Here is an 18,723-nt window from a genome sequence, read left to right as displayed (position 1 = left end):
GAGGTCGTCGAAGTCGATGGCGATCGTCATGTGCGGGCGCTGCCCGCCGGCGCGCGGCACGCCGTCGTGGTCCAGTGCGAGGTCGAGAATCCCAGCGAATCCGTCGGCATTCCGCTGCCCGACGGTGCGCGGGTCTTTCTCCCCATCCACTTCTTGGCACGGCGCGGCAAGCGGCTGCATGAGAGCGCCGAACTTCGCGCCGGTTTCGCGGTCCAACCGCGCTTTGATGACGGTCATCCCGTCGCGCGCGACGCAGTAATGCAACTCCCGCGCCTCGTGCTCGCGGGCGTCGATGTTGAGCAGCCCCTGCAACCACACCTGCGTCGATCGGGCACCGCGTTCGGCTTGCACGCCCCGGTGATCGGCTTCGGCGATGACCTGCAGCTGCTGCATCATCAAAACCCGCATCGCCTGCTCCAGACCCTCAATGCGGGCAACGAGTTCCGCGTCGGAGCACGACGAAACCGGCGACTGCGGACCCGTGATGTCCAAAGCCGTGTCGCGAATGCTCGTCAGCGGTGCCATACCCCCATTCTCTCGATTCGAACATGTATTCGCACGTTCTTTGGTATCGCTTGATCAGGTGAAACTGCCCCTCAGAACCTGCGAAAGCCCCGTTGTAGCAACGGAATCGCACAGCCGTGTGCGCGCGTTCCGCAAGGCTTTCCGGGAGCGCGGACTTCGGCTCGCCCACTCGCAGAAGTCGCCGCGGCCATTGACTCGGTCCTCGCCGGGACGGCAGTCCGCAGCAGCCGGGTGCTGGGTGGTCGATGAATCCGTCATACACGACTCAATTGCGGCGAACGAACGTTTCGCCCCGTTACACGGCGATCGAAACGCGTTCTTACGCTCGCTGGCCGGATTCCTCGGCGGACAGGCGCAGCCCCGGCTGATCGAGAGGATCGGGGTGGGGGCCGAGGCCGCGATCATCCCGGCGTTCATGGGAGGACATCGGTGTGCTCACCGATCCCGAGCGCCGGGTGTCGCTGATCATGCGCGACGGCGTGCTGGTGAAGGACCGCCCGACGGTGTGATATTTGCCTGTTAACCCCGCTTTCATCCCAGGTCAAGCGCCTGCAATACAGCGCGGGAAGCATGGTGGCATGACTTCCGGACAGCATCGCCACGCGCGCGGGGATTGGACCCGCGAACTCATCGAGCTGGCCGCGCTGCTCCTGGCGGCGGGGACGGCGAACGTGTTCGTCACCGGGTTGCCGAGCCAGGCCGGCGGATCGCTGGCGCTGCTGTCCATCGGTGCCGTTCTGCTGGTAGCGGGCGCCGCGAGGTGGTGGCGGCATAGCCGGCGCCCGTCCGCCGAGACCACTGCGCCGGCCGCAGTGCCGATCCCGGAGGTCGTGAGCGTGCAGCAGACGCTGTGGCGGCTGCGTGCGTCGGTGACCGACACGCCGGGCCGGTTGGCGCGCCTGGCCGGTGGCCTGGCCGCGCTCGGCGCGGACATCCGGACCATGCAGGTCCACCCCGTGGCCGGTGGTGTGGTGGACGAGGTGCTGCTGCACGTGCCGACGCAGGTGAGCAGGCGGGAGCTGATCGCCGCGGTCGAGGCCGCCGGTGGTTGCGAGGTGACTGCGGAGCGGGCGGACGTCCGCGAGCTCGACGACGTGCCGACCCGGACCGCGAAATTGGCGATCGACCTGGTCAACGGCGGCACCGACCTGATCCGGGCACTGCACGCGCTGCTGGGGCAGGTCGCGGTGCACTGGCAGGAGGCGCCCGAGCCGCCGCTGGAGGTCGGCTCGTTCACCGGCGCCGCGATGTGCCTGGCGGACCCCGGCGGCGGGGTGCTCGTTCTGGAGCGGCCCGGTGGTTCCTTCACCCCGGCGGAGTTCGCGCGGGCGCGGGCCACGGTGGACCTGGCCGAGAGCTGCCGCGCGCGGGTGCGGCCGGTGCTGGACGTCGCGCGCACCGCGACCGGTGCGGAGTTGACGGTCCGGCTCGCGGCCCGGGCCGACGCGGAACTGGTTTCGGCCTTCCACGAACGCTGCTCCAGCGCGGCCCGCTACCGGCGCTATTTCAGCCCCGGACCGGCGCCGGGGGAGCGCGGCCTGCAGCGGCTGCTCACCCCCGCCCTGGGGCGATCGTTGTTGGCGCTGGCGCCGGACGGGGACGTGGTCGGCATGGGGAACCTGATGTACGACGGGGATTCCGGGGAGCTGGCCCTGCTGGTCCGCGACGACTGGCAGCGGCAGGGCGTCGGGACTGCCTTGGCGCGCAAGCTGGTCGAGCAGGCCGAGGAGCTGGGGATCGGCACGCTGACCGCGCACACCCACGTCGACAACATTGCGATCGCGCGGACGCTGCGCGGCGCCGGGCTGCGCCTAGTCGGCGCGCCGGAGCCGGGCGAGTGGAGCTGGTCGCGGGAGCTGCGCCGGAAGGCCGGCTCCGCGGTGACGTAGCCTTCGGCGTGCGGTGCTGTCCGGATGAGGCTCGGCATGCACCTGGGCCGGGCCGGGCGGGTGGCGCTGATCGACGACCGCGGCGTGGTCGCCGGCGGCGAGCGGCCGGGGTCGACGAAGCGGTCAATCTGGAGTGGGACGGCGAACGGGGGCGCGCCGGGTTGGCCGAGGCGGGATTTCCCCGTCGCGGCAACACTTCCGGCGCGCCTCGGCTGAGCCCTGTTCGGTGATCGCCGCGGCCGAAGTGGGCCTGCTCAGCTCACATGCGCGGCGGGTGGCAGGTCGGCCGCGGCACCCTTGGGCCACTGGGTCGGTTCCGGGCCGAGCTCGGCCAGCTGGCGGATCTGCAGCACGCACCACGGGGACACCTCGGTCTCGTCCGCGAGGACCTTCGCGCTGAACTCCTTCCAGCCCACCCAGCGGGTTCCGGCGACCTCGTCCGGGTTGGGCTGCGGGGTGTTCTCGGTGAAGGCGACGAACACCGGGCACTTCTCGTTCTCCACCACGCCGTTGGGCATCGTGGCGCGGTACTGGAAGCCCGGCAGCACCAGCTCCAGGCCGCGCACGGTGAGCCCGAGCTCCTCGCCGAGCCGCCGGGTGATCGCCGCCTTCATGTCCTCTTCGGGCGCCGGGTGGCCGCAGCAGGTGTTGGTCCACACGCTCGGGAAGGTGCGCTTGTGGTGCGCCCGCTGGGCAGGAACTCGCCTCGGTCGTTGAACACGTAGCAGGAGAAGGCCAGATGCAGCGGTGTGTCCTGGTGGTGCACGATCGCTTTGTCCTCGACTCCGATCGCTTGACCGGATTCATCGAGCAGAACCACCTGTTCCACAGCCGTACCTCCTGGGCTTGACTCGGTGTGCCGAACCGCGCACCGGGCCGGGACCTTACGACAAACGGGGCGGTGCCCGCCACACGATCTAGATCATCGACCGGGTCGGGCGAACACCGCTGCTTCTCGCCTCTCACGGCGTCGGACGCAACACCACCTTGCCATAGGTTTCGCGGTTCTCCAGGGCGGCGTGCGCTTTGGCGGGCGTGCTGCACTGCAAGCGCGCCGATGCCGCCGGCGGCCGAGGTGACCAGCACGACGTCGTCGCCGGTCGGCTGCGCGGTGCGCAGGATGGACATGGTGGTCCGCCTGGTGCCGATCATCGCGACCGCCGTGTCGAAGTCGGTGCCGTCGGGCAGGACCGGCGATCCCCCAGCAGAAGGGCGCCTCCGGCCACCAGCCGGAGGCGGCCTTCGCGCGGGTCAGCAGGTCTGCAGCAGCCGCTGTATCACCCGCGTGGAGAACCGCAGCGATTCCAGCGGGATCCGCTCGTCCACGCCGTGGAACATCCGCGAGTACGGCAGGTCCGGCGGCACCCGGAGGGCCTTGAACCCGAAGCCGTTGATGCCGATCGTCGCGAACGCCTTGTTGTCGGTCCCGCCCGCGTTGCAGTACGGGACCGGGTGGCCGTCTGGGTCCTCCGCGCGGATCGCCGCGCACATCGCGTCCACCAGGGTGCCGGCGAACTCGGTCTGCATCGCCACGTCGTGGTGGATGAACTCGCGGCGCACCGACGGCAGCAGCAGGGAATCGATGGTGTCCAGCAACTCCTGCTCGTGGCCGGGCAGGAACCGGCCGTCCACCGTGGCGCTGGCGCGACCCGGGATGACGTTGGTCTGGTAGCCGCCCTCGATCATCGTGGGGTTCGCCGAGTTCCGCAGGATCACGTCGACCAGGTCGGCCACCAGCCCCATCTTCTTCAGGCCGTTGTCCACATCGGACGGGTCGAAGTCGGTGCCGAGCAGTTCGGCGGCGCGCTCCAGCAGCACCCGCACCGGCTCGATCAGCCGCACCGGGAACCGGTGCCGCCCGATGCGGGCCAGCGATTCGGCGAGGTCGGTGACGGCGTTCTCGTCGTTGGGCGAGGAACCGTGCCCGGCCCGGCCGGTGGCGATCAGCCGCAGCCACGCCTGGCCGCGCTGGGCGTTCTCGATCGGGTACAGCCGTTGGCCGTTGCCCAGGTCGAACGACACCCCGCCGCCCTCGGTGATCGCTTCGGTGACCCCGTCGAAGAGCTCCGGTCGGTTGCGCACTAGCCAGTGCGAGCCGAATTTGCCGCCGTCCTCCTCGTCGGCGAGGAAGCCGAACACGATGTCCCGCGGCGGTTTCCGCCCGGTGCGGGCGAATTCCCGCGCCACCGCGAGGATGACGGCGTCGAAGTCCTTCATGTCGATCGCGCCGCGACCCCACAGGCAACCGTCGTGGATCTCTCCGCCGAACGGGTCGAAGGTCCACTCGCTCGCATCCGCCGGCACCACGTCGAGGTGGCCGTGCATCAGCAGCGCGCCCCGCGACGGGTCTTCGCCCTCGATGCGGGCGATCACGCTGGTCCGGCCCGGCGCGCTTTCGACCAATGTGGACTCCACGCCGACCTCGGCGAGCTTCGCCGCGACGTACTCGGCCGCCGCGCGCTCGTTGCTGGTCGGGTTGGAGGTGTCGATGCGGATCAGGTCCCTGCACAGGTCGACGACCTCGTCCCCGGCCCCGCTCATGACTTGGGTCCTTCCAGCGTCGAGGTCCCCACCGGGCGCACCAGCCCGGCGAAGGACAGCACCGTGTAGAGCACGAAACCGGTCAGCAGCGAGTTGAGCGCCGGGATGCCCGCGTCGACGAAGTAGCCGACGCCGAAGCCCGCGACCCACACCAGCAGCGTCGCCGGAACCCAGGTGGCCACCTTGTCCGGCAGCGTTCTGGACGGGCGGGTGCGGTCGAGCTCGCCGCGCATCCGGCGGGCCACCCAGTACTCGGCGACGATGATGCCGCCGATCGGCGGGATCGCCACGCCCAGGATCTTCAGGAAGTCGGTGAAGTGGTCCAGGAAGCCCACCGCCGATAGCACGGTGCCGAGGACGCCGATCACGAGCGTGACCGACGCGCGGTGCAGGCGCTTGCCGAACACCGTGTCCACGAAGTTCACCACGCCCAGCGAGGATGCGTAGAGGTTCCAGTCGTTGATCTTCGCGGTGGACAGGATCACGATGATCAACCCGACGAAGCCGGACGTGGACAGCACGATCGAGGTCACGTCCTTGCTGCCGGCCAGCTGCCCGAGCAGCACGCCGGTCATGCCGACGATGTACTCGCTGAGGATCATCGAGCACGAGCTCTGCAGCAGGACGTGCCAGCCCTTGCGGTTGTAGCGGGTCATGTCGGGGGCGACGACCGCACCGGACATGAACCCGCCGGCCACGATGGTCGCCGCCGCCGGCATGGACATCGCCGCGGCCGTCGGCTCCCGGGCGATCAGCTCGCCGATGGAGTGCTGCGACAGCGTGCTGATCACGCTCCAGGCCACCAGCGCGAAGAACAGCGGCACGGCGATCTTGGCCAGCACCATCATGTACTTGAAGCCGTAGATCACCAGCGCGGTCAGCACGACACCGGAGATCGCGCACCATACCCACACCGGGCCGCCGACCAGCGACTGCATGCTCTTGCCGAAAATGCCGTTCTGCACCCCGAACCAGCCGATCATGCTGATCGCGATGACGAGGCTGACCAGCGCCGAGCCGTTGCGGCCGAACCCGGCGAAGCGGGTGAGCATGGTCATCGCCAGGCCCTCGCGCTGCCCGGCGAGACCGACCAGGAAGATCACGATCTCCAGCAGCACCGCGCCGAGGGTGAACGCCCAGAAGGCGTCCCAGAACCCCATCGCGATGCCCAGCGAGGCGCCCAGCACGAACTGGGACAGCGAGCCGGACTGCCCGAGCCACTGCAGCAGCATCGACCCGAACCCGTAGCGCGCGTCCTGCGGGACGCGGCGCAGCGAGTAGTCGTCGCTGCCGATCTGCTTGCCCGGCGCGGCCTCGGTGGATTGCGTCGCGGCCATCACTCCTCCTCTGCGGGCAGGGCGCCCAAGGTCTGCAGGTGGGCGAGGGAGCCGTAGCGGGCGACGAGGTTGTCGAACTCGGCCCGGTCGTGGAAGGTTAACTGGCCTGCGCCGAACTCCTTGGCGACCTCGACGGCGTAGCGGGCCGCGGCGGCGATGTCGGTCTCGTGGCTGGCGCCGGTGGCGCAGCCGGGCACGGCGGTGGCTGCCACGATCGCCAGGCCCACCACCGGCGCGTCGGTCGCGGTGGCCGGCTGCAGGATCGAGTTGATGTGGTAGGCGCCATTGCCGTACGGGGTGATGTCCTGGGTGGTGACCGGGTAGGTCACCAGCGGCTCGCCGGTGACGGTCTCCAGCAGGGTGCCCAGCCGGTCGGCGACCCGCAGCACCCAACCCTGCTTGACCGTCGGGGACAGCGCCAGTCCCTTGTGGTTGATGATCCGGTTGCCCTTGGTGGTGTCGATGGACAGCACCGCGTCCATGTCGTCGCTGACCTCGTGGGCGTTCATCGTGGCGATGCCGACCGGGGAGTCCATGAACGGCACCGGCTCGTGCGGCCGGGTCGGGGCGTCCGGGCACACGTGCGTGCTGATCAGGACGTCGCCGGGCAGCACGTCGCCGCGGGCGCGCATGGACAGCAGCTTCGCCGCGGTCGAGATGGCTGCGGCGGCGCCGTCGCCGTCGGAGACGAAACCGGTCATCTCGGGGCGGGCGCCGATGCCGCCGAGCCGACCCACGACGCCCAGCGTCGGGGCATCGCCGCCGGCCGCTTTGCCGCGCGAGCCGGAAATGCGGACCTGCACGAAGTCGGTCGTGCCCTGGTGGGATTCCACGGTGGTGCTGGTGGCCAGCCCGGACTCGCAGGCCACCGCGTCGAGGTAGGCGACCACGCTGGCGCCGGTGATCTTCGGATCGTCGAGGAGATCCACCACGTCCAGGACGTGCTTGAGCATTCGAGCCCCTTGGGAAATCGGGATGCGCGCTGCGGCGCACCTCAAACTGGCTGCAGGCCGCGAGCACTCGGGGCAGGATGGGGAGCCGCCCGATCTCGCGGATTGGTGGTTGGTGAGGCGTCCGCCGGAGCTTTACTCGGGGCATCTCCGGCGATCGCCGTGCAAGTTACGGTGCGCGGTAGCTGACCCGACGAGCAAGAAAATCCCGTTATTTGCAAAACGCCGCTTCGCGGGGTGGTCGGGCGCCGGTCGTTAGGCTGCGGGGAGGTTCCTGTTTCGGGAGGTGCTTGATGGCGCAGGTGGAGGCCGTCCGAGTGCTCGCGGCGAATCTGCGGGCGTTGCGGGCCGAGCAGGCGCTGTCGCTGTCCGAGGTGGCGCGGCGGTCCGGCATCGCCAAGGGCACGCTGTCCCAGCTGGAGTCCGGGGTCGGCAACCCAACGATCCAGACGGTGTTCAGTTTGTCGAACGCTTTGCAGGTGCCGGTGTCGACGCTGCTGACCGAGCGCGCCGAGCCCGACGTGGTGCTGGTGCGCTCCGCCGGGCTGGAGGTGCTCAGCAGCAACGCCGTCGACCTGCGGATGCTGCGGCGGCTCGACCTGACCTGCTCGGTGCTGGAGGTCTACGACCAGCGGGTGCGGCCCGGCGAGGTGCAGCACTCCTATGGGCACCCCGGCCGCGAGCACGTCGTTGTGACGGAGGGGAAGCTGCGGGTCGGACCGGCGGATGCGCCGTACGACCTGGGGCCGGGGGACTACGTCTGCTTCCCGGCGCAGCTGCCGCACACCTACGAGACGGTCGGCGGCCCGGTGACCTCGGTCCTGCTGCTGGAGTACCCGAGCGAAACCGACAGCCCGATGCTCCGCCATCACCCAGGGCTCGACCAGGTGCGTTGAGCCGCAATTTCAATGGAAATCGAAGGTCCGATTTGCGTTGAGCCGCAATTTCAATGGAAATCGAAGGTCCGATTTCCATTGAAATTGGGGAAGTTGTCCACAGGCTCCGGCGTGTCGTGGTCGGACGCGCCGGAGGTTCCGCAGTTTCAATGGAAACTGCGGAACCTCGTTCCCCGGGGGATCGGTCAGAGTCGGGGGATCGGACATGGCCGGGGATCGGACATGGCCGGGGGTTCGGACATGGTCGGGGGATCGGACGCGACTGGCGGATTGACGTGGGTCACACCGGGGTTTAGCGTCGGTTGCGTTCATTTTAGTGAACGTTGGGGGTGGCTATGCGTCAGTTCCCCGACATCGTGGTGGTGGGCGCCGGGATCGTCGGCGCGGCCTGTGCCGAGGCGCTGAGCGCGGCCGGTCACGTCGTCGACGTCCTGGACCGCGATGCACCCGCGGCGGGCACGACGGCATCCGGCGAGGGCAACGTGCTGGTGTCGGACAAGCCCCCGGGTGCGGAGCTCCGGCTCGCCCAGGCCAGCCGCAGGCGTTGGCCGGAGTTGCTGCGGAGCTTGCGTGAGGAGCTCGGCGACATCGCAGACTTCGAGTGGGAGCCGAAGGGTGGCGTCGTCGCCGCGACCACAGTGGACGGAGCGGAGGCGCTGGCGGCGTTCGCCGCGGAGCAGCGCGAAGCCGGCGTGGATGCGCGGGTTCTCCCGTCCGGCACCGTGTTCGAGCTCGAACCGCACCTCACGCGGCGAACGACACTCGCGGTGCACTACCCAGAAGACGCCCAGGTGCAACCCGTCCTCGCGGCATCAGCGCTTCTCGCGGCGGTGCGGCGGCGCGGCGGAACGCTGCGGTCCGGAACCGCAGCCACCGGAGTGGTGCGCGGGCGTGATGGCCGTGTGACGGGTGTCCGCACCGGCAGCAGCGTTCTGCCTTGCGGGGCGGTGGTCAACGCGTGTGGCCCGTGGTCCGGCGAACTCGCCGGGGCGGCGGGTGCGCCGATCGCGGTGCTGCCGCGCCGGGGCATGATCCTGGTGACCGCTCCGGTGCCGCCGGGCACAGTGCGGCACAAGGTCTACGACGCCGACTACGTCGGCGCGGTGGAAAGCGGCGATGCCGAGTTGCAGACTTCGACGGTGGTGGAAAGCACCCGGGCCGGGACCGTGCTGATCGGGTCGAGCCGGGAGCGCATCGGCTTCGACGACACCGTTCGGATGCACGTGCTGCGCGAGATCGCGGGCAAGGCTGCCGCGCTGTTCCCCGTCCTGGGGCGGGTTCCGGTGATGCGCGCCTACGGCGGCTTCCGCCCGTACACACCGGACCACATGCCGGTGATCGGCGCGGATCCGAGGGTTCCGGGGCTGTGGCACGCGACCGGGCACGAGGGCGCCGGGGTCGGGCTCGCCGCCGCGACCGGGCAGCTGCTCGCGGAGCTGTTCGACGGCCGCCCGCCGCACGTCGATCCCGAACCGTTCCGGGTGGACCGCCCCGGGCTGATGGCGGAGGTCGTCGCGTGACGGGCCCGTTCCTGGTGCCGGACGGGGAAGATCCGGTGCAACCGCAATACTCCGCCGAGTTCCCCGTCGAGGTGGACGGAGCGCCGGTCGCGGCGCGGGCCGGACAGACGGTCGCCGCCGTGCTGATGTCGACCGGCCGCACGTCGTGGCGGGCCACCAGGCAGAACGCGCGGCCTCGCGGGCTGTTCTGCGGCATCGGCGCGTGTTTCGACTGCCTGCTGGTCGTGAACGACGTGCCGGATGTGCGTGCGTGCCAACGAGTTGCGGTGCCTGGCGATGTCATCCGCACCCAGCACGGTGCCGAACTGCCGGGAGGCGAGGCATGAGCATCGTGGTCGTCGGCGGCGGGCCTGCGGGCATGAATGCCGCCGCGCAAGCCGCGTGGGCCAGTGCCGAGGTGGTGCTGGTCGACTCCGCCGAGCAGCTCGGCGGGCAGTTCCACCGCCAGCTCCCGGAGCGGTTCGCGGCGCGGCGACCGGAGCGCATCCAGCACGATTGGCGGTCGTTCCGGGCGCTGCGGGACGAAATCCTGACGAACCCGCGGATTCGGCACCTGCCGAGCAGCACGGTGTGGTCGCTGGAACCGGATCAGCGGATCAACATACAAAGTGGACCAGCCGACGCTCCGGATCGTGCGCTGACGGCACTGCGCGCTGATGCGCTGGTGCTGGCCACCGGGGCACACGACCGGGTCCTCCCGTTCCCCGGTTGGGACCTGCCCGGGGTGTTCAGCGCCGGGGCCGCGCAGGCGATGGCGACGGGCCAGCGGATCGCGGTCGGGCGGCGGGTGCTGGTGGCCGGAACCGGGCCGTTCCTGCTGCCGGTGGCCGAGTCGCTGCTCGACGTGGGCGCCGAGGTCGTCGGTGTGCTGGAGGCCGGGAACCCGGCCTCGTGGCTGCGGCAGCCGGCGGCCGTCGCAGGGCAGTTCGGCAAGCTCCGGGAGCTCGCGGGCTACGCGGCCCGCTTCGCCGGCCGGGTTCCATACCGGACCCGCACGGCAGTCATTGCGGCGCGCGGAGACGACTGCGTGCGTGCGGTCCTCACGTCCAAAGTAGACGCCCAATGGTGGCCGATTTCCGGTACCCAAAACGAGTTTGAGGTCGATGCCATTTGCGTCGGGCACGGCTTCGTGCCGCAGCTGGAGCTGGCGCTGGCCGCTCGCTGCCGGATCACCGACGGCTTCGTCGAGGTCGACGCGGCACAGCGGACGTCCACGCCGGGAGTGTTCGCAGCCGGTGAAGCGACCGGCGTCGGCGGTGCCGAGCTCGCCGCCGACGAAGGAGCCGTCGCCGGGCTCGCGGCGGCAGTTCACGTCGGCGCCACCAGCTGGGACCAGGTGGAAACCCAAGCACGCCGCGCACTCGTGAAGGTCCGCAGTGGACGGAGATTTGCCCGGGCGCTGGCCCAAGCCCATCCGATCGGGTCAGGCTGGTCTGAGTGGCTGACGCCCGGCACGCTCGTGTGCCGGTGCGAAGAAGTCCCGTACCGCGAGTTGGAAGAGGCCGTGCAGCAGCGCGCCGCGCATAGCGCCCGCTCGCTGAAACTGCTCTGCCGCGTGGGCCTCGGACCCTGCCAAGGCCGGATCTGCGGGCAGAGCGCAACCGATCTCGCCGCGCAGCTGCTCGGCGGACCGCTACCGGACCCGGAAGCCACGGCTCGACGGCCGATCGCAGCGCCGATCCGGCTCGCCGACCTGGCCAATATCCCAAGCCCAGACGAGGAGGAGAAGTGACTCCCAGCAAGGATCTCGGTGGTGTCGTCGTCGCGACCGCCCTGCCCTACGCCGAAGACGCATCTGCCCCGGCTGGCCTGCGGGTCGATTACGACCGCTACGCCGAGCACTGCCGCTGGGTGGTGGACAGCGGCTGCCACGGCGTCGGCCCCAACGGTTCCCTCGGCGAGTACTCGTCGCTGAACCAGGAGGAGCGCCGCAAGGTCGCCCAGACCGCGGTTGCGACCGTCGGCGACCGGGCCACGGTCATCGTCGGCGTGCACGCGCCGTGCGCGCACGAGGCGCGGCACTGGGCGGAGCTCGCCGCCGAGGACGGCGCGGACGGGCTGCTGTGCCTGCCGCCGACGATTTACCGCGCCAACGAGGGCGAGATCCTGCACCACTTCGAGCAGGTCGCCGCCGTGGGCCTGCCCGTGATGGTCTACAACAACCCCATCGACACAAAGGTCGACCTCACCCCCGAGCTGATCCGGGAGATCGCCGAGATCGACAACGTCTCGGCCATCAAGGAGTTCTCCGGTGACGTCCGGCGGGTGCTGGAGATCCGCGAGCAGGCACCGCGGGTCAACGTGGTGGCCGGGGCCGATGATGTGGTGCTGGAATCGCTGCTGATGGGCGCGGGCGGCTGGTTCGCCGGGTTCCCGAACGTCTTCCCGGCCGAATCGGTGCGGCTCTACGAGCTGGCCCGGGCGGGCAAGGTCGAGGAGGCGCGGGCGCTGTACGAGCCGCTGGTGGCGGCGTTCCGGTGGGACTCGCGCACCGAGTTCGTGCAGGCCATCAAGCGCGGCATGGAGATCGTCGGCCGTTTCGGCGGGCCCTGCCGCCCGCCGCGCGGCCCCCTGCCGGAGGAGATGCTGGCGCAGGTCGACGCCGACCTGGAGCGTGCCGTGAAGTACTTGCAGGGCAAGGAGAACTGATGCGGTCGCGCCGTTACTTCAGCGCCATCGACTCGCACACCGAGGGCATGCCGACGCGGGTGGTCACCGGCGGTGCCGGGGTGGTGCCCGGCGCGACGATGGCCGACAAGCGCCGGTACTTCGTCGACAACCTCGACCACATCCGGCAGCTGCTGGTGAACGAGCCCCGCGGGCATCCGGCGATGAGCGGCGCGATCCTGCAGCCGCCGGCCCGCGAGGACGCCGACTGGGGCGTCATCTACATCGAGGTCTCCGGCTGCCTGCCGATGTGCGGGCACGGCACCATCGGGGTCGCGACCGTGCTGGTGGAGACCGGCATGGTCGAGGTGGTCGAGCCCGTCACCACGGTCCGGCTGGAAACCCCGGCCGGACTGGTGGTGGCCGAGGTGGCGGTGCGCGATGGCCGGGCCGAGTCGGTGACCATCCGCAACGTGCCGTCGTTCGCGGTCGAGCTGGACGCGACCGTGCAGGTGCCGGGGCTCGGCGAGGTGCGCTACGACATGGCCTTCGGCGGCAACTTCTACGCGATCACGCCGCTGGCCGACCTCGGAATTCCCTTCGACAAGGCCGAGAAGGACCGGATGCTCGACGCCGGCCTGCAGATCATGGCGGCCATCGACGAGCAGCGCAGGCCGCAGCACCCGTTGGATGCCGGGATCACCGGGTGCAAGCACGTCTACCTCGAAGCGCCGGGCAGCGATGCCGCGCACTCCCGGCACGCGATGGCGATCCACCCCGGCTGGTTCGACAGATCCCCTTGCGGCACCGGCACTTCCGCGCGCATGGCGCAACTGCACGCGCGCGGACTGCTCGGGCTGGACGCGGACTTCGTCAACGAATCCCTGATCGGCACCCGGTTCATCGGGCGGCTCGTGGACACCGCACAGGTCGGCGACCGGCCCGCGGTGGTGCCGACCATCACCGGCCGGGCCTGGATCACCGGCATGGCCCAGTACCTGCTGGACCCGACCGACCCGTTCCCGACCGGCTTCACCTTGTAGCTCCGCGCGACCACGCGACCGGCGCACCGACAGGGGGCGCCGGGCGGTGCCGCGCGCCCACATTCCCGGAGGTGGCCCAATGATCGACGCGAACGGCCGCGGTGTGCTGCGGCGCAAACCGGTGGACGACATCGACGATCCACCGCAGGGAGCCGGCCTGAAACGGGTGATGGGCACCTGGCAGCTGACCTCGCTGAGCCTGGGCGGCCTGGTCGGTGCCGGGGTGTTCTCCCTCAGCGGCGTGGTCGCCAACGAGCTCGCCGGACCCGGTGTGCTGCTGTCATTCCTGATCGCGGTGCTGGCGAGCGCCGCCGCGGCGCTGTGCTACGCCGAATTCACCAGCATGATCCCGAAAGCGGGCTCGGCCTACACCTACGCCTACGCGGTGCTGGGCGAGCTGGCTGGCTGGCTGATCGGCTGGGACCTGCTGCTGGAGTACACCGCGATCGTCGCGGTCGTCGCCATCGGCGTCTCCGGTTACCTGTCCTATTTGGTCGGTCAGCTCGGTGTGGATCTGCCCGCCTGGATGCTGGGCGCGCCGGGCACCGGCGAGGGGCACTTTGCCGACCTGTTCGCGATGCTGCTGTGCCTGCTGCTGGCGTGGCTGCTCAACCGCGGCGCGAAGTCCTCGGCGCGGGTCGAGACGGCGCTGGTGGTGATGAAGATCGTGCTGGTCCTAGTCGTCGTGGTGGCCGGGGCGTTCCACATCAACGCGGGCAACTACACGCCGTTCCTGCCCTACGGGCTCGGCGGCGCGATCACCGGTGCGGCCACGGCCTTCTTCGCCGTCTACGGCTACGACGCGATGAGCGCGGCGGCGGAGGAATCGGCCGACGCCCGGCGGGTGATGCCGCGCGCGATCATCTACTCGCTGTGCATCGCGACGGTGATCTACGTGCTGGTGTGCGTGGTGCTGCTGGGCATGCAGCACTACAGCGAGATCGACATCCGCAGCCCGTTCTCCGGCGCGCTGGCGTCGGTCGGCTTGCCGGGCCTCGCGCTGATCGTCGCGGTCGGTGCGGTGTTCGGCATCGTGACCTCGATGTTCGCGAACATGCTGGCGGTGACGAGGGTGTGGTTCGCGATGAGCCGCGACGGGTTGTTGCCCGCCTGGTTCGCCAAGACCCACGAGGTGCGCAAGGTGCCGCACCGGGTCACCTGGGTGGTCGGCGTGGTGTCGGCGCTGATCGCGGGCCTGCTGCCGATCCGGGAGGCCGCCGAGCTGACCAACATCGGCATCCTGGTGGCGTTCATCGTCGTCGCGGTGTCGGTGGTGGTGCTGCGCCGCCAACGTCCCGAACTGGAGCGGGGATTCCGCTGCCCGTGGGTGCCGGTGGTGCCGGCGATCGGCGTGGTTTTCTCGCTGTGGCTGATCAGCCAGCTCGACTGGGTCACCTGGGCTCGCTTCATCGGCTGGATGGTCGTAGGCCTGCTGGTCTACGGGTTCTACGGATACCGGCGGTCCGCGTTGGCGGACAAATCGGTCGCGGGAATGCCCTGATCGCTGCCAGGATGGTTGGTATGACCGAAGTGCGTACCGCGCATACCGCCGACCTCGACGAAGCGACTCGCAAAGCCGCCCGGGCACTGCTCTGGGACGTGTTCGAAGACGACATGGCAGACCACGACTGGGAGCACTGCCTGGGCGGCATCCACGCCCTGGTGTGGGAAGGCGACGAGCTGATCGGCCACGCGGCGGTGGTCCAACGGCGTCTCCTGCACGCCGACCGAGCCTTGCGCACGGGCTACATCGAGAGCGTCGCGGTGCGCGCGGACCGCCGCCGCCGGGGTATCGCGGCAGCGATGATGGCGGAACTGGAGGGTGTGATCCGCCGCGCGTACGACCTCGGAGCGCTGGGCGCGAGCGACGACGGAGCGGCGCTGTACGAGGCGCGGGGCTGGCAGCGTTGGCAGGGGCCGACGTTCGCCCTGGCTCCGACGGGAGTTCAACGCACGGAGGACGAAGACGGCTTCATCTTCGTCTTCCCGGTGGCAGTCCCGCTGGACCTGACCGGCTCGTTGACCTGCGACTGGCGGGACGGCGACGTCTGGTAGCCGTCCGCCAAGCCTTTCCCGAACTCGTCGCGAACGCGATGCGACGTGCACGAGGACGCTTGAACGAGAGCTGTGCGCCTTGCACGGTTGGGGAGAACCGGAACGAACACTCACGAGCGCGGGGCCCGGTAGCCGGGCGGGGTCGGGGTATGGGCCCGGCTACCGGGGGGATCGGCGCGGTGATCGGGGAGGGGACGCGCCGATCCGGTCAGGGGGTCATGCGGCTCGCGGAGGCTCGTCCCCTTTGGACGGGGAGCGCGGAGCCGGTGGCGGTCGGACAGCATCGCGAAAATGACGACGTTGAACGCGATCAGCGTGCCGAGTTGCAACCAGAAAATGACGAGTGCTCCCGGCCTGTCACCGTCCGATGTGGTCTGATCAGCGCTCTCGCCTGACGCATTTCTGATTCCGCAAGTGCCGTGTCGGGGAACTCCGGCGGCCGGTCGTGTCGGAGCAGGCTGGATTTGCTGCCCTGCCGTGTGTTTCTGCGATCTGCAAGCAAACCGAGCAGCGCGGCCGAGTCGTGGTCGGATGCCCGACGGCGGCCCACATGACTTCCGCACCGCACTCGCCGGCCGTGCCGGGTCGAAGCACGAAATGCGTGTCCAACGCCCGCAATCCAGGAGAAGGCAACCACCGAGGCCAAACCTCCAACACCAACACCTCCACGACGTTCTTCGGCTACCTTGGGCCGTGATCGCTTCGCAACCGGTCACGAACCACTCAGGTCAATTAATTCCTGGTCACGGGCTGACACCGCAAGCTCGTTGCGCTCAACCTTTTGGGTGGTATCCGACATGGGTGAAGAACGTCGTAAGCTGTGGAACGTGGGCGACACCGCTGGTACACCGCGAACTAGAGCGCTAGCCGCCGCACTGCGCGGAGCGCTAACGGACTCGGGCCTCACGGCGCGCCAAGCAGGCCGCCTCCTCGACAAGTCCCACAGCACCATCTCGCAGTGGCAGAACGGGAAGCGAGTGCCGACCACCGACGACGTTTCCGCCTTCTTGGCTGTGCTCGGAGTGACAGGCAAGCGGCGGCGGCAGGTGCTCGACCTGGCGCGAAACGCGCGCGAGTCGAATTGGCTGGCTGGAGGCGTTTCAGAGCAGCTTGCAGGCATAATCGAGTGTGAGCGAACTGCCGTCGAGATAATCGACTGGTGCCCGCTCGTGGTGTCGGGTCTGCTCCAGATCTATGACTACGCGAGCGCGATCATCGGCGATAACGACGGTCTGTCGCGTGCGGAAGTCGACTCGCGGGTAAAGCTAAGGCTGGACCGCCAAACGCAGCTCGCGGAACGCGACGGCAAACCGGCTGATTACACGGTGTTGATTGGTGAGCCCGCGCTTCGCCAGTGCATTGGTGGCCGGGAAGTACTGCTGGATCAGCTTCGGCACGTCCTCGCGGTGACCGATTGGAAGGGAACGACGGTCCAGGTCGTGCCAACCGGAGGCGGCTGGCATCCCGGGCTGATGGGTCCGTTCGTGATCTACGGCTTCGTCGAGTCGCCATCGATCGTGGCGATCGAGAACCACCGCTCCTCGGTTTTCCTGTACGAAGACGACGACATCGTGACCTATCGGCGTGCGTCCGCGGCGATTCGTCGCGCCGCTCTGAGCCCGGAAGAATCAGCAGCATTCATCCACAACGTGATCACACAGGTGGAGGACAGGGAATGATCGAGTCATCGCGTTGGCGCAAGAGCAGCTACAGCGGCCAGGAAACCCACTGCGTCGAGTTATCCAGCCCGCCGGGCCTGATCCGGGACTCGAAGGACCCGGAAGGGCCAGCGCTGAGCGTCGATGTCGCCGGTTTCGTGCGGGCGGTCAAGGCTGGTCGCTTCGAGCGGTGAGTGCACCCGTTCAGGTGTGAGGATGAAGGGCACCTCTTGCCGACTTGCTCGGCTCCTTTGACAAGAGGTGCCCTTCACCTCGTCTCGTCCCCGGCCCGGGGTCTCCACTGCGACGGCCATCGCGCTCTGGCGGCGCTCGAACGTCGTGCCCGCCCACGTGTGATGTGCCCTGTCGGCGGCGCGTGCGGTCCAGGCTTGGGCTATTCGACGTACCCGCCGACCGGCATTCGGCCCAACGTGCATGCGTCCACTGTGACGGGTGTCCGTACTCCGGGAAACAGCCGTACGGCGGCTGTTGCCGAGCAGCGCGCTGTGCCGTGTCGGCTGTAACTGGCGGGTACTCGCCAATTCGGCCGTTTCCGACGAAGTTCTCCTTCAATTGTGGCGTTTTCACTCTCCGATCGGAGGAAGAATGCGTCACCTACGGCACGTCGTCGGTGCCGCCGTGGCTCTGACCACGGCCGGCACGGTGCTGGCCACTCCGGCGGTAGCTGTCCCCGCCGCCGAGAACTACGCAGCACTGGGCGACTCCTACGCGTCAGGGGTCGGCACCCGGGACTACTTCGAAGACAGCGGGGACTGCCTGCGCAGCCCCAAGGCCTACGCGCAACTGTGGGCCGATTCGCACGACGTCGCCAGCTTCGCGTTCGAGGCCTGTTCCGGCGCGGTCACCGACGACGTCAACTCCGGCCAACTCGACAAGCTCAGCGCCGACACCACGCTGGTCACCATCTCCATCGGTGGCAACGACGCCGGTTTCAGCAGCGTCATCAAGGACTGCCTGCTGGGTGACGACGCCCGCTGCGATTCCGCGGTGAGCAAGGGCGAGGACCGGGCCCGCAACGAACTGCCCGACAAGCTCGACACCACCTACGCGAACATCCGCGAGGCCGCGCCGAACGCCAAGGTCGTGGTGCTCGGCTATCCGCGCCTCAACGAACTCGGCGACTGCGGCATCCCGTTCTTCTCCGACGCCAAGCGGCAGCGGATCAACGATGGTGCCGACGTGCTGGCCGAGGTGCTCTCGGGTCGCGCGGAGGCAGCCGGGTTCACCTTCGCCGACACCCGCGACGCGTTCGCCGGGCACGGCGTCTGCTCCTCCGACGCGTGGATCAACGGCCCGAGCAGCCCGCTGGTGGAATCCTTCCACCCGGACGCCGACGGCCACGCCAAGGCGTACCTGCCGGTGCTCAACGACATCACCGGCTGATCCCCCGGGTGATCACAGTTTCAATTGAAACGGGTGTGGCTCTTTTGAGGTGAGGTCATGCTGCCTGGGGGATGGCGTTGTGGGTGGGGAAAGGGGCTCCTTCTGGTTACGTTGTGGGTGTCTGACGTCCATCAACGTAAAGAAGGAGCCCTGTGGCAGGGTACGCGAACCACGATGTCGCCGGAGCGTTCGAATCCTCTCGGGCGGTGTTCGAGTCGATCATCACGGAGCTCGGCGCCGCTGACTGTGGCATCACGCATGGCGAGCTGGAAGAGCTGCTGACCGAGCGGTCCCGGCC

15 protein-coding genes and 2 pseudogenes are annotated in these 18,723 nt (G+C 69.2%); 12 read left to right on the top strand and 5 right to left on the bottom strand.

Features of this window, described 5'->3' with window-relative positions; all coding sequences use genetic code 11:
* Positions 1 to 57: 57 nt before the first annotated feature.
* Positions 58 to 237: pseudogene (locus SSPN_RS62750) on the bottom strand (DUF222 domain-containing protein); the annotation flags it as partial.
* A gap of 866 nt (positions 238 to 1,103) precedes the next feature.
* On the opposite strand from SSPN_RS62750, the gene SSPN_RS0118915 reads away from it, so the two are divergent.
* A complete protein-coding gene (locus SSPN_RS0118915) occupies positions 1,104 to 2,414 on the top strand; it encodes a GNAT family N-acetyltransferase (RefSeq protein WP_010697130.1) in 1,311 nt (436 codons plus the stop codon).
* 254 nt (positions 2,415 to 2,668) lie between these two features.
* On the opposite strand, the pseudogene idi reads toward SSPN_RS0118915, so the two are convergent.
* The 4 genes and pseudogenes from idi to SSPN_RS0118890 form a co-directional block, all read right to left on the bottom strand.
* Positions 2,669 to 3,243: pseudogene (idi, locus tag SSPN_RS44525) on the bottom strand (isopentenyl-diphosphate Delta-isomerase).
* Positions 3,244 to 3,665: 422 nt separating this feature from the next.
* A complete protein-coding gene (locus SSPN_RS0118900) occupies positions 3,666 to 4,955 on the bottom strand; it encodes a M20/M25/M40 family metallo-hydrolase (protein WP_010697125.1) in 1,290 nt (429 codons plus the stop codon).
* Positions 4,952 to 6,292, bottom strand: a complete 1,341-nt coding sequence (locus tag SSPN_RS44520; protein WP_010697124.1) for a cytosine permease — start codon at positions 6,290 to 6,292, stop codon at positions 4,952 to 4,954. The genes SSPN_RS0118900 and SSPN_RS44520 overlap by 4 nt, the downstream gene beginning before the upstream one ends.
* Positions 6,292 to 7,245: a DUF1177 domain-containing protein gene (locus tag SSPN_RS0118890; protein WP_010697123.1), complete on the bottom strand. Its 954-nt coding sequence runs from the start codon at positions 7,243 to 7,245 to the stop codon at positions 6,292 to 6,294. Before SSPN_RS0118890 ends, SSPN_RS44520 begins: the two co-directional genes overlap by 1 nt.
* 290 nt (positions 7,246 to 7,535) lie before the next feature.
* On the opposite strand from SSPN_RS0118890, the gene SSPN_RS0118885 reads away from it, so the two are divergent.
* The 11 genes from SSPN_RS0118885 to SSPN_RS0118835 all read left to right on the top strand — a co-directional run bounded on the left by SSPN_RS0118885 (position 7,536) and on the right by SSPN_RS0118835 (position 18,425).
* Positions 7,536 to 8,138: a helix-turn-helix domain-containing protein gene (locus SSPN_RS0118885; RefSeq protein WP_010697122.1), complete on the top strand. Its 603-nt coding sequence runs from the start codon at positions 7,536 to 7,538 to the stop codon at positions 8,136 to 8,138.
* A 335-nt stretch (positions 8,139 to 8,473) separates the two neighbouring features.
* A complete protein-coding gene (locus tag SSPN_RS0118880) occupies positions 8,474 to 9,658 on the top strand; it encodes an NAD(P)/FAD-dependent oxidoreductase (protein WP_010697121.1) in 1,185 nt (394 codons plus the stop codon).
* Between the two features lie 35 nt (positions 9,659 to 9,693).
* Positions 9,694 to 9,984, top strand: coding sequence for a (2Fe-2S)-binding protein (locus SSPN_RS0118875; protein ID WP_029535485.1), 291 nt, complete (start codon positions 9,694 to 9,696; stop codon positions 9,982 to 9,984).
* Positions 9,981 to 11,390 carry an FAD/NAD(P)-dependent oxidoreductase gene (locus SSPN_RS0118870; protein WP_010697119.1) on the top strand — a complete coding sequence of 470 codons (1,410 nt, stop codon included), beginning with the start codon at positions 9,981 to 9,983 and terminating at the stop codon, positions 11,388 to 11,390. The genes SSPN_RS0118875 and SSPN_RS0118870 overlap by 4 nt, the downstream gene beginning before the upstream one ends.
* Positions 11,387 to 12,307, top strand: coding sequence for a dihydrodipicolinate synthase family protein (locus SSPN_RS0118865; RefSeq protein ID WP_010697118.1), 921 nt, complete (start codon positions 11,387 to 11,389; stop codon positions 12,305 to 12,307). The genes SSPN_RS0118870 and SSPN_RS0118865 overlap by 4 nt, the downstream gene beginning before the upstream one ends.
* Positions 12,307 to 13,308, top strand: coding sequence for a proline racemase family protein (locus tag SSPN_RS0118860; protein ID WP_010697117.1), 1,002 nt, complete (start codon positions 12,307 to 12,309; stop codon positions 13,306 to 13,308). Before SSPN_RS0118865 ends, SSPN_RS0118860 begins: the two co-directional genes overlap by 1 nt.
* 79 nt (positions 13,309 to 13,387) lie before the next feature.
* The gene (locus tag SSPN_RS0118855; RefSeq protein ID WP_010697116.1) at positions 13,388 to 14,809 is read left to right on the top strand and encodes an amino acid permease; all 1,422 of its coding nucleotides are present in this window, start codon (positions 13,388 to 13,390) and stop codon (positions 14,807 to 14,809) included.
* Between the two features lie 11 nt (positions 14,810 to 14,820).
* Positions 14,821 to 15,363, top strand: coding sequence for a GNAT family N-acetyltransferase (locus SSPN_RS0118850; RefSeq protein ID WP_394378658.1), 543 nt, complete (start codon positions 14,821 to 14,823; stop codon positions 15,361 to 15,363).
* 797 nt (positions 15,364 to 16,160) lie between these two features.
* A complete protein-coding gene (locus SSPN_RS0118845) occupies positions 16,161 to 17,042 on the top strand; it encodes a helix-turn-helix domain-containing protein (protein ID WP_044573080.1) in 882 nt (293 codons plus the stop codon).
* Positions 17,039 to 17,215 carry a DUF397 domain-containing protein gene (locus SSPN_RS51330; protein WP_010697105.1) on the top strand — a complete coding sequence of 59 codons (177 nt, stop codon included), beginning with the start codon at positions 17,039 to 17,041 and terminating at the stop codon, positions 17,213 to 17,215. Before SSPN_RS0118845 ends, SSPN_RS51330 begins: the two co-directional genes overlap by 4 nt.
* Positions 17,216 to 17,627: 412 nt before the next feature.
* Entirely contained in the window at positions 17,628 to 18,425 is a 798-nt protein-coding gene (locus SSPN_RS0118835; RefSeq protein WP_010697103.1) for an SGNH/GDSL hydrolase family protein, read from the top strand.
* The last annotated feature ends 298 nt before the right edge of the window (positions 18,426 to 18,723 follow it).

It is taken from the genome of Saccharopolyspora spinosa NRRL 18395 (assembly GCF_000194155.1).
Classification (GTDB): domain Bacteria; phylum Actinomycetota; class Actinomycetes; order Mycobacteriales; family Pseudonocardiaceae; genus Saccharopolyspora; species Saccharopolyspora spinosa.
Note: the sequence above shows the minus strand (reverse complement) of the source record. Positions and strands in the feature narration are given on the sequence as shown.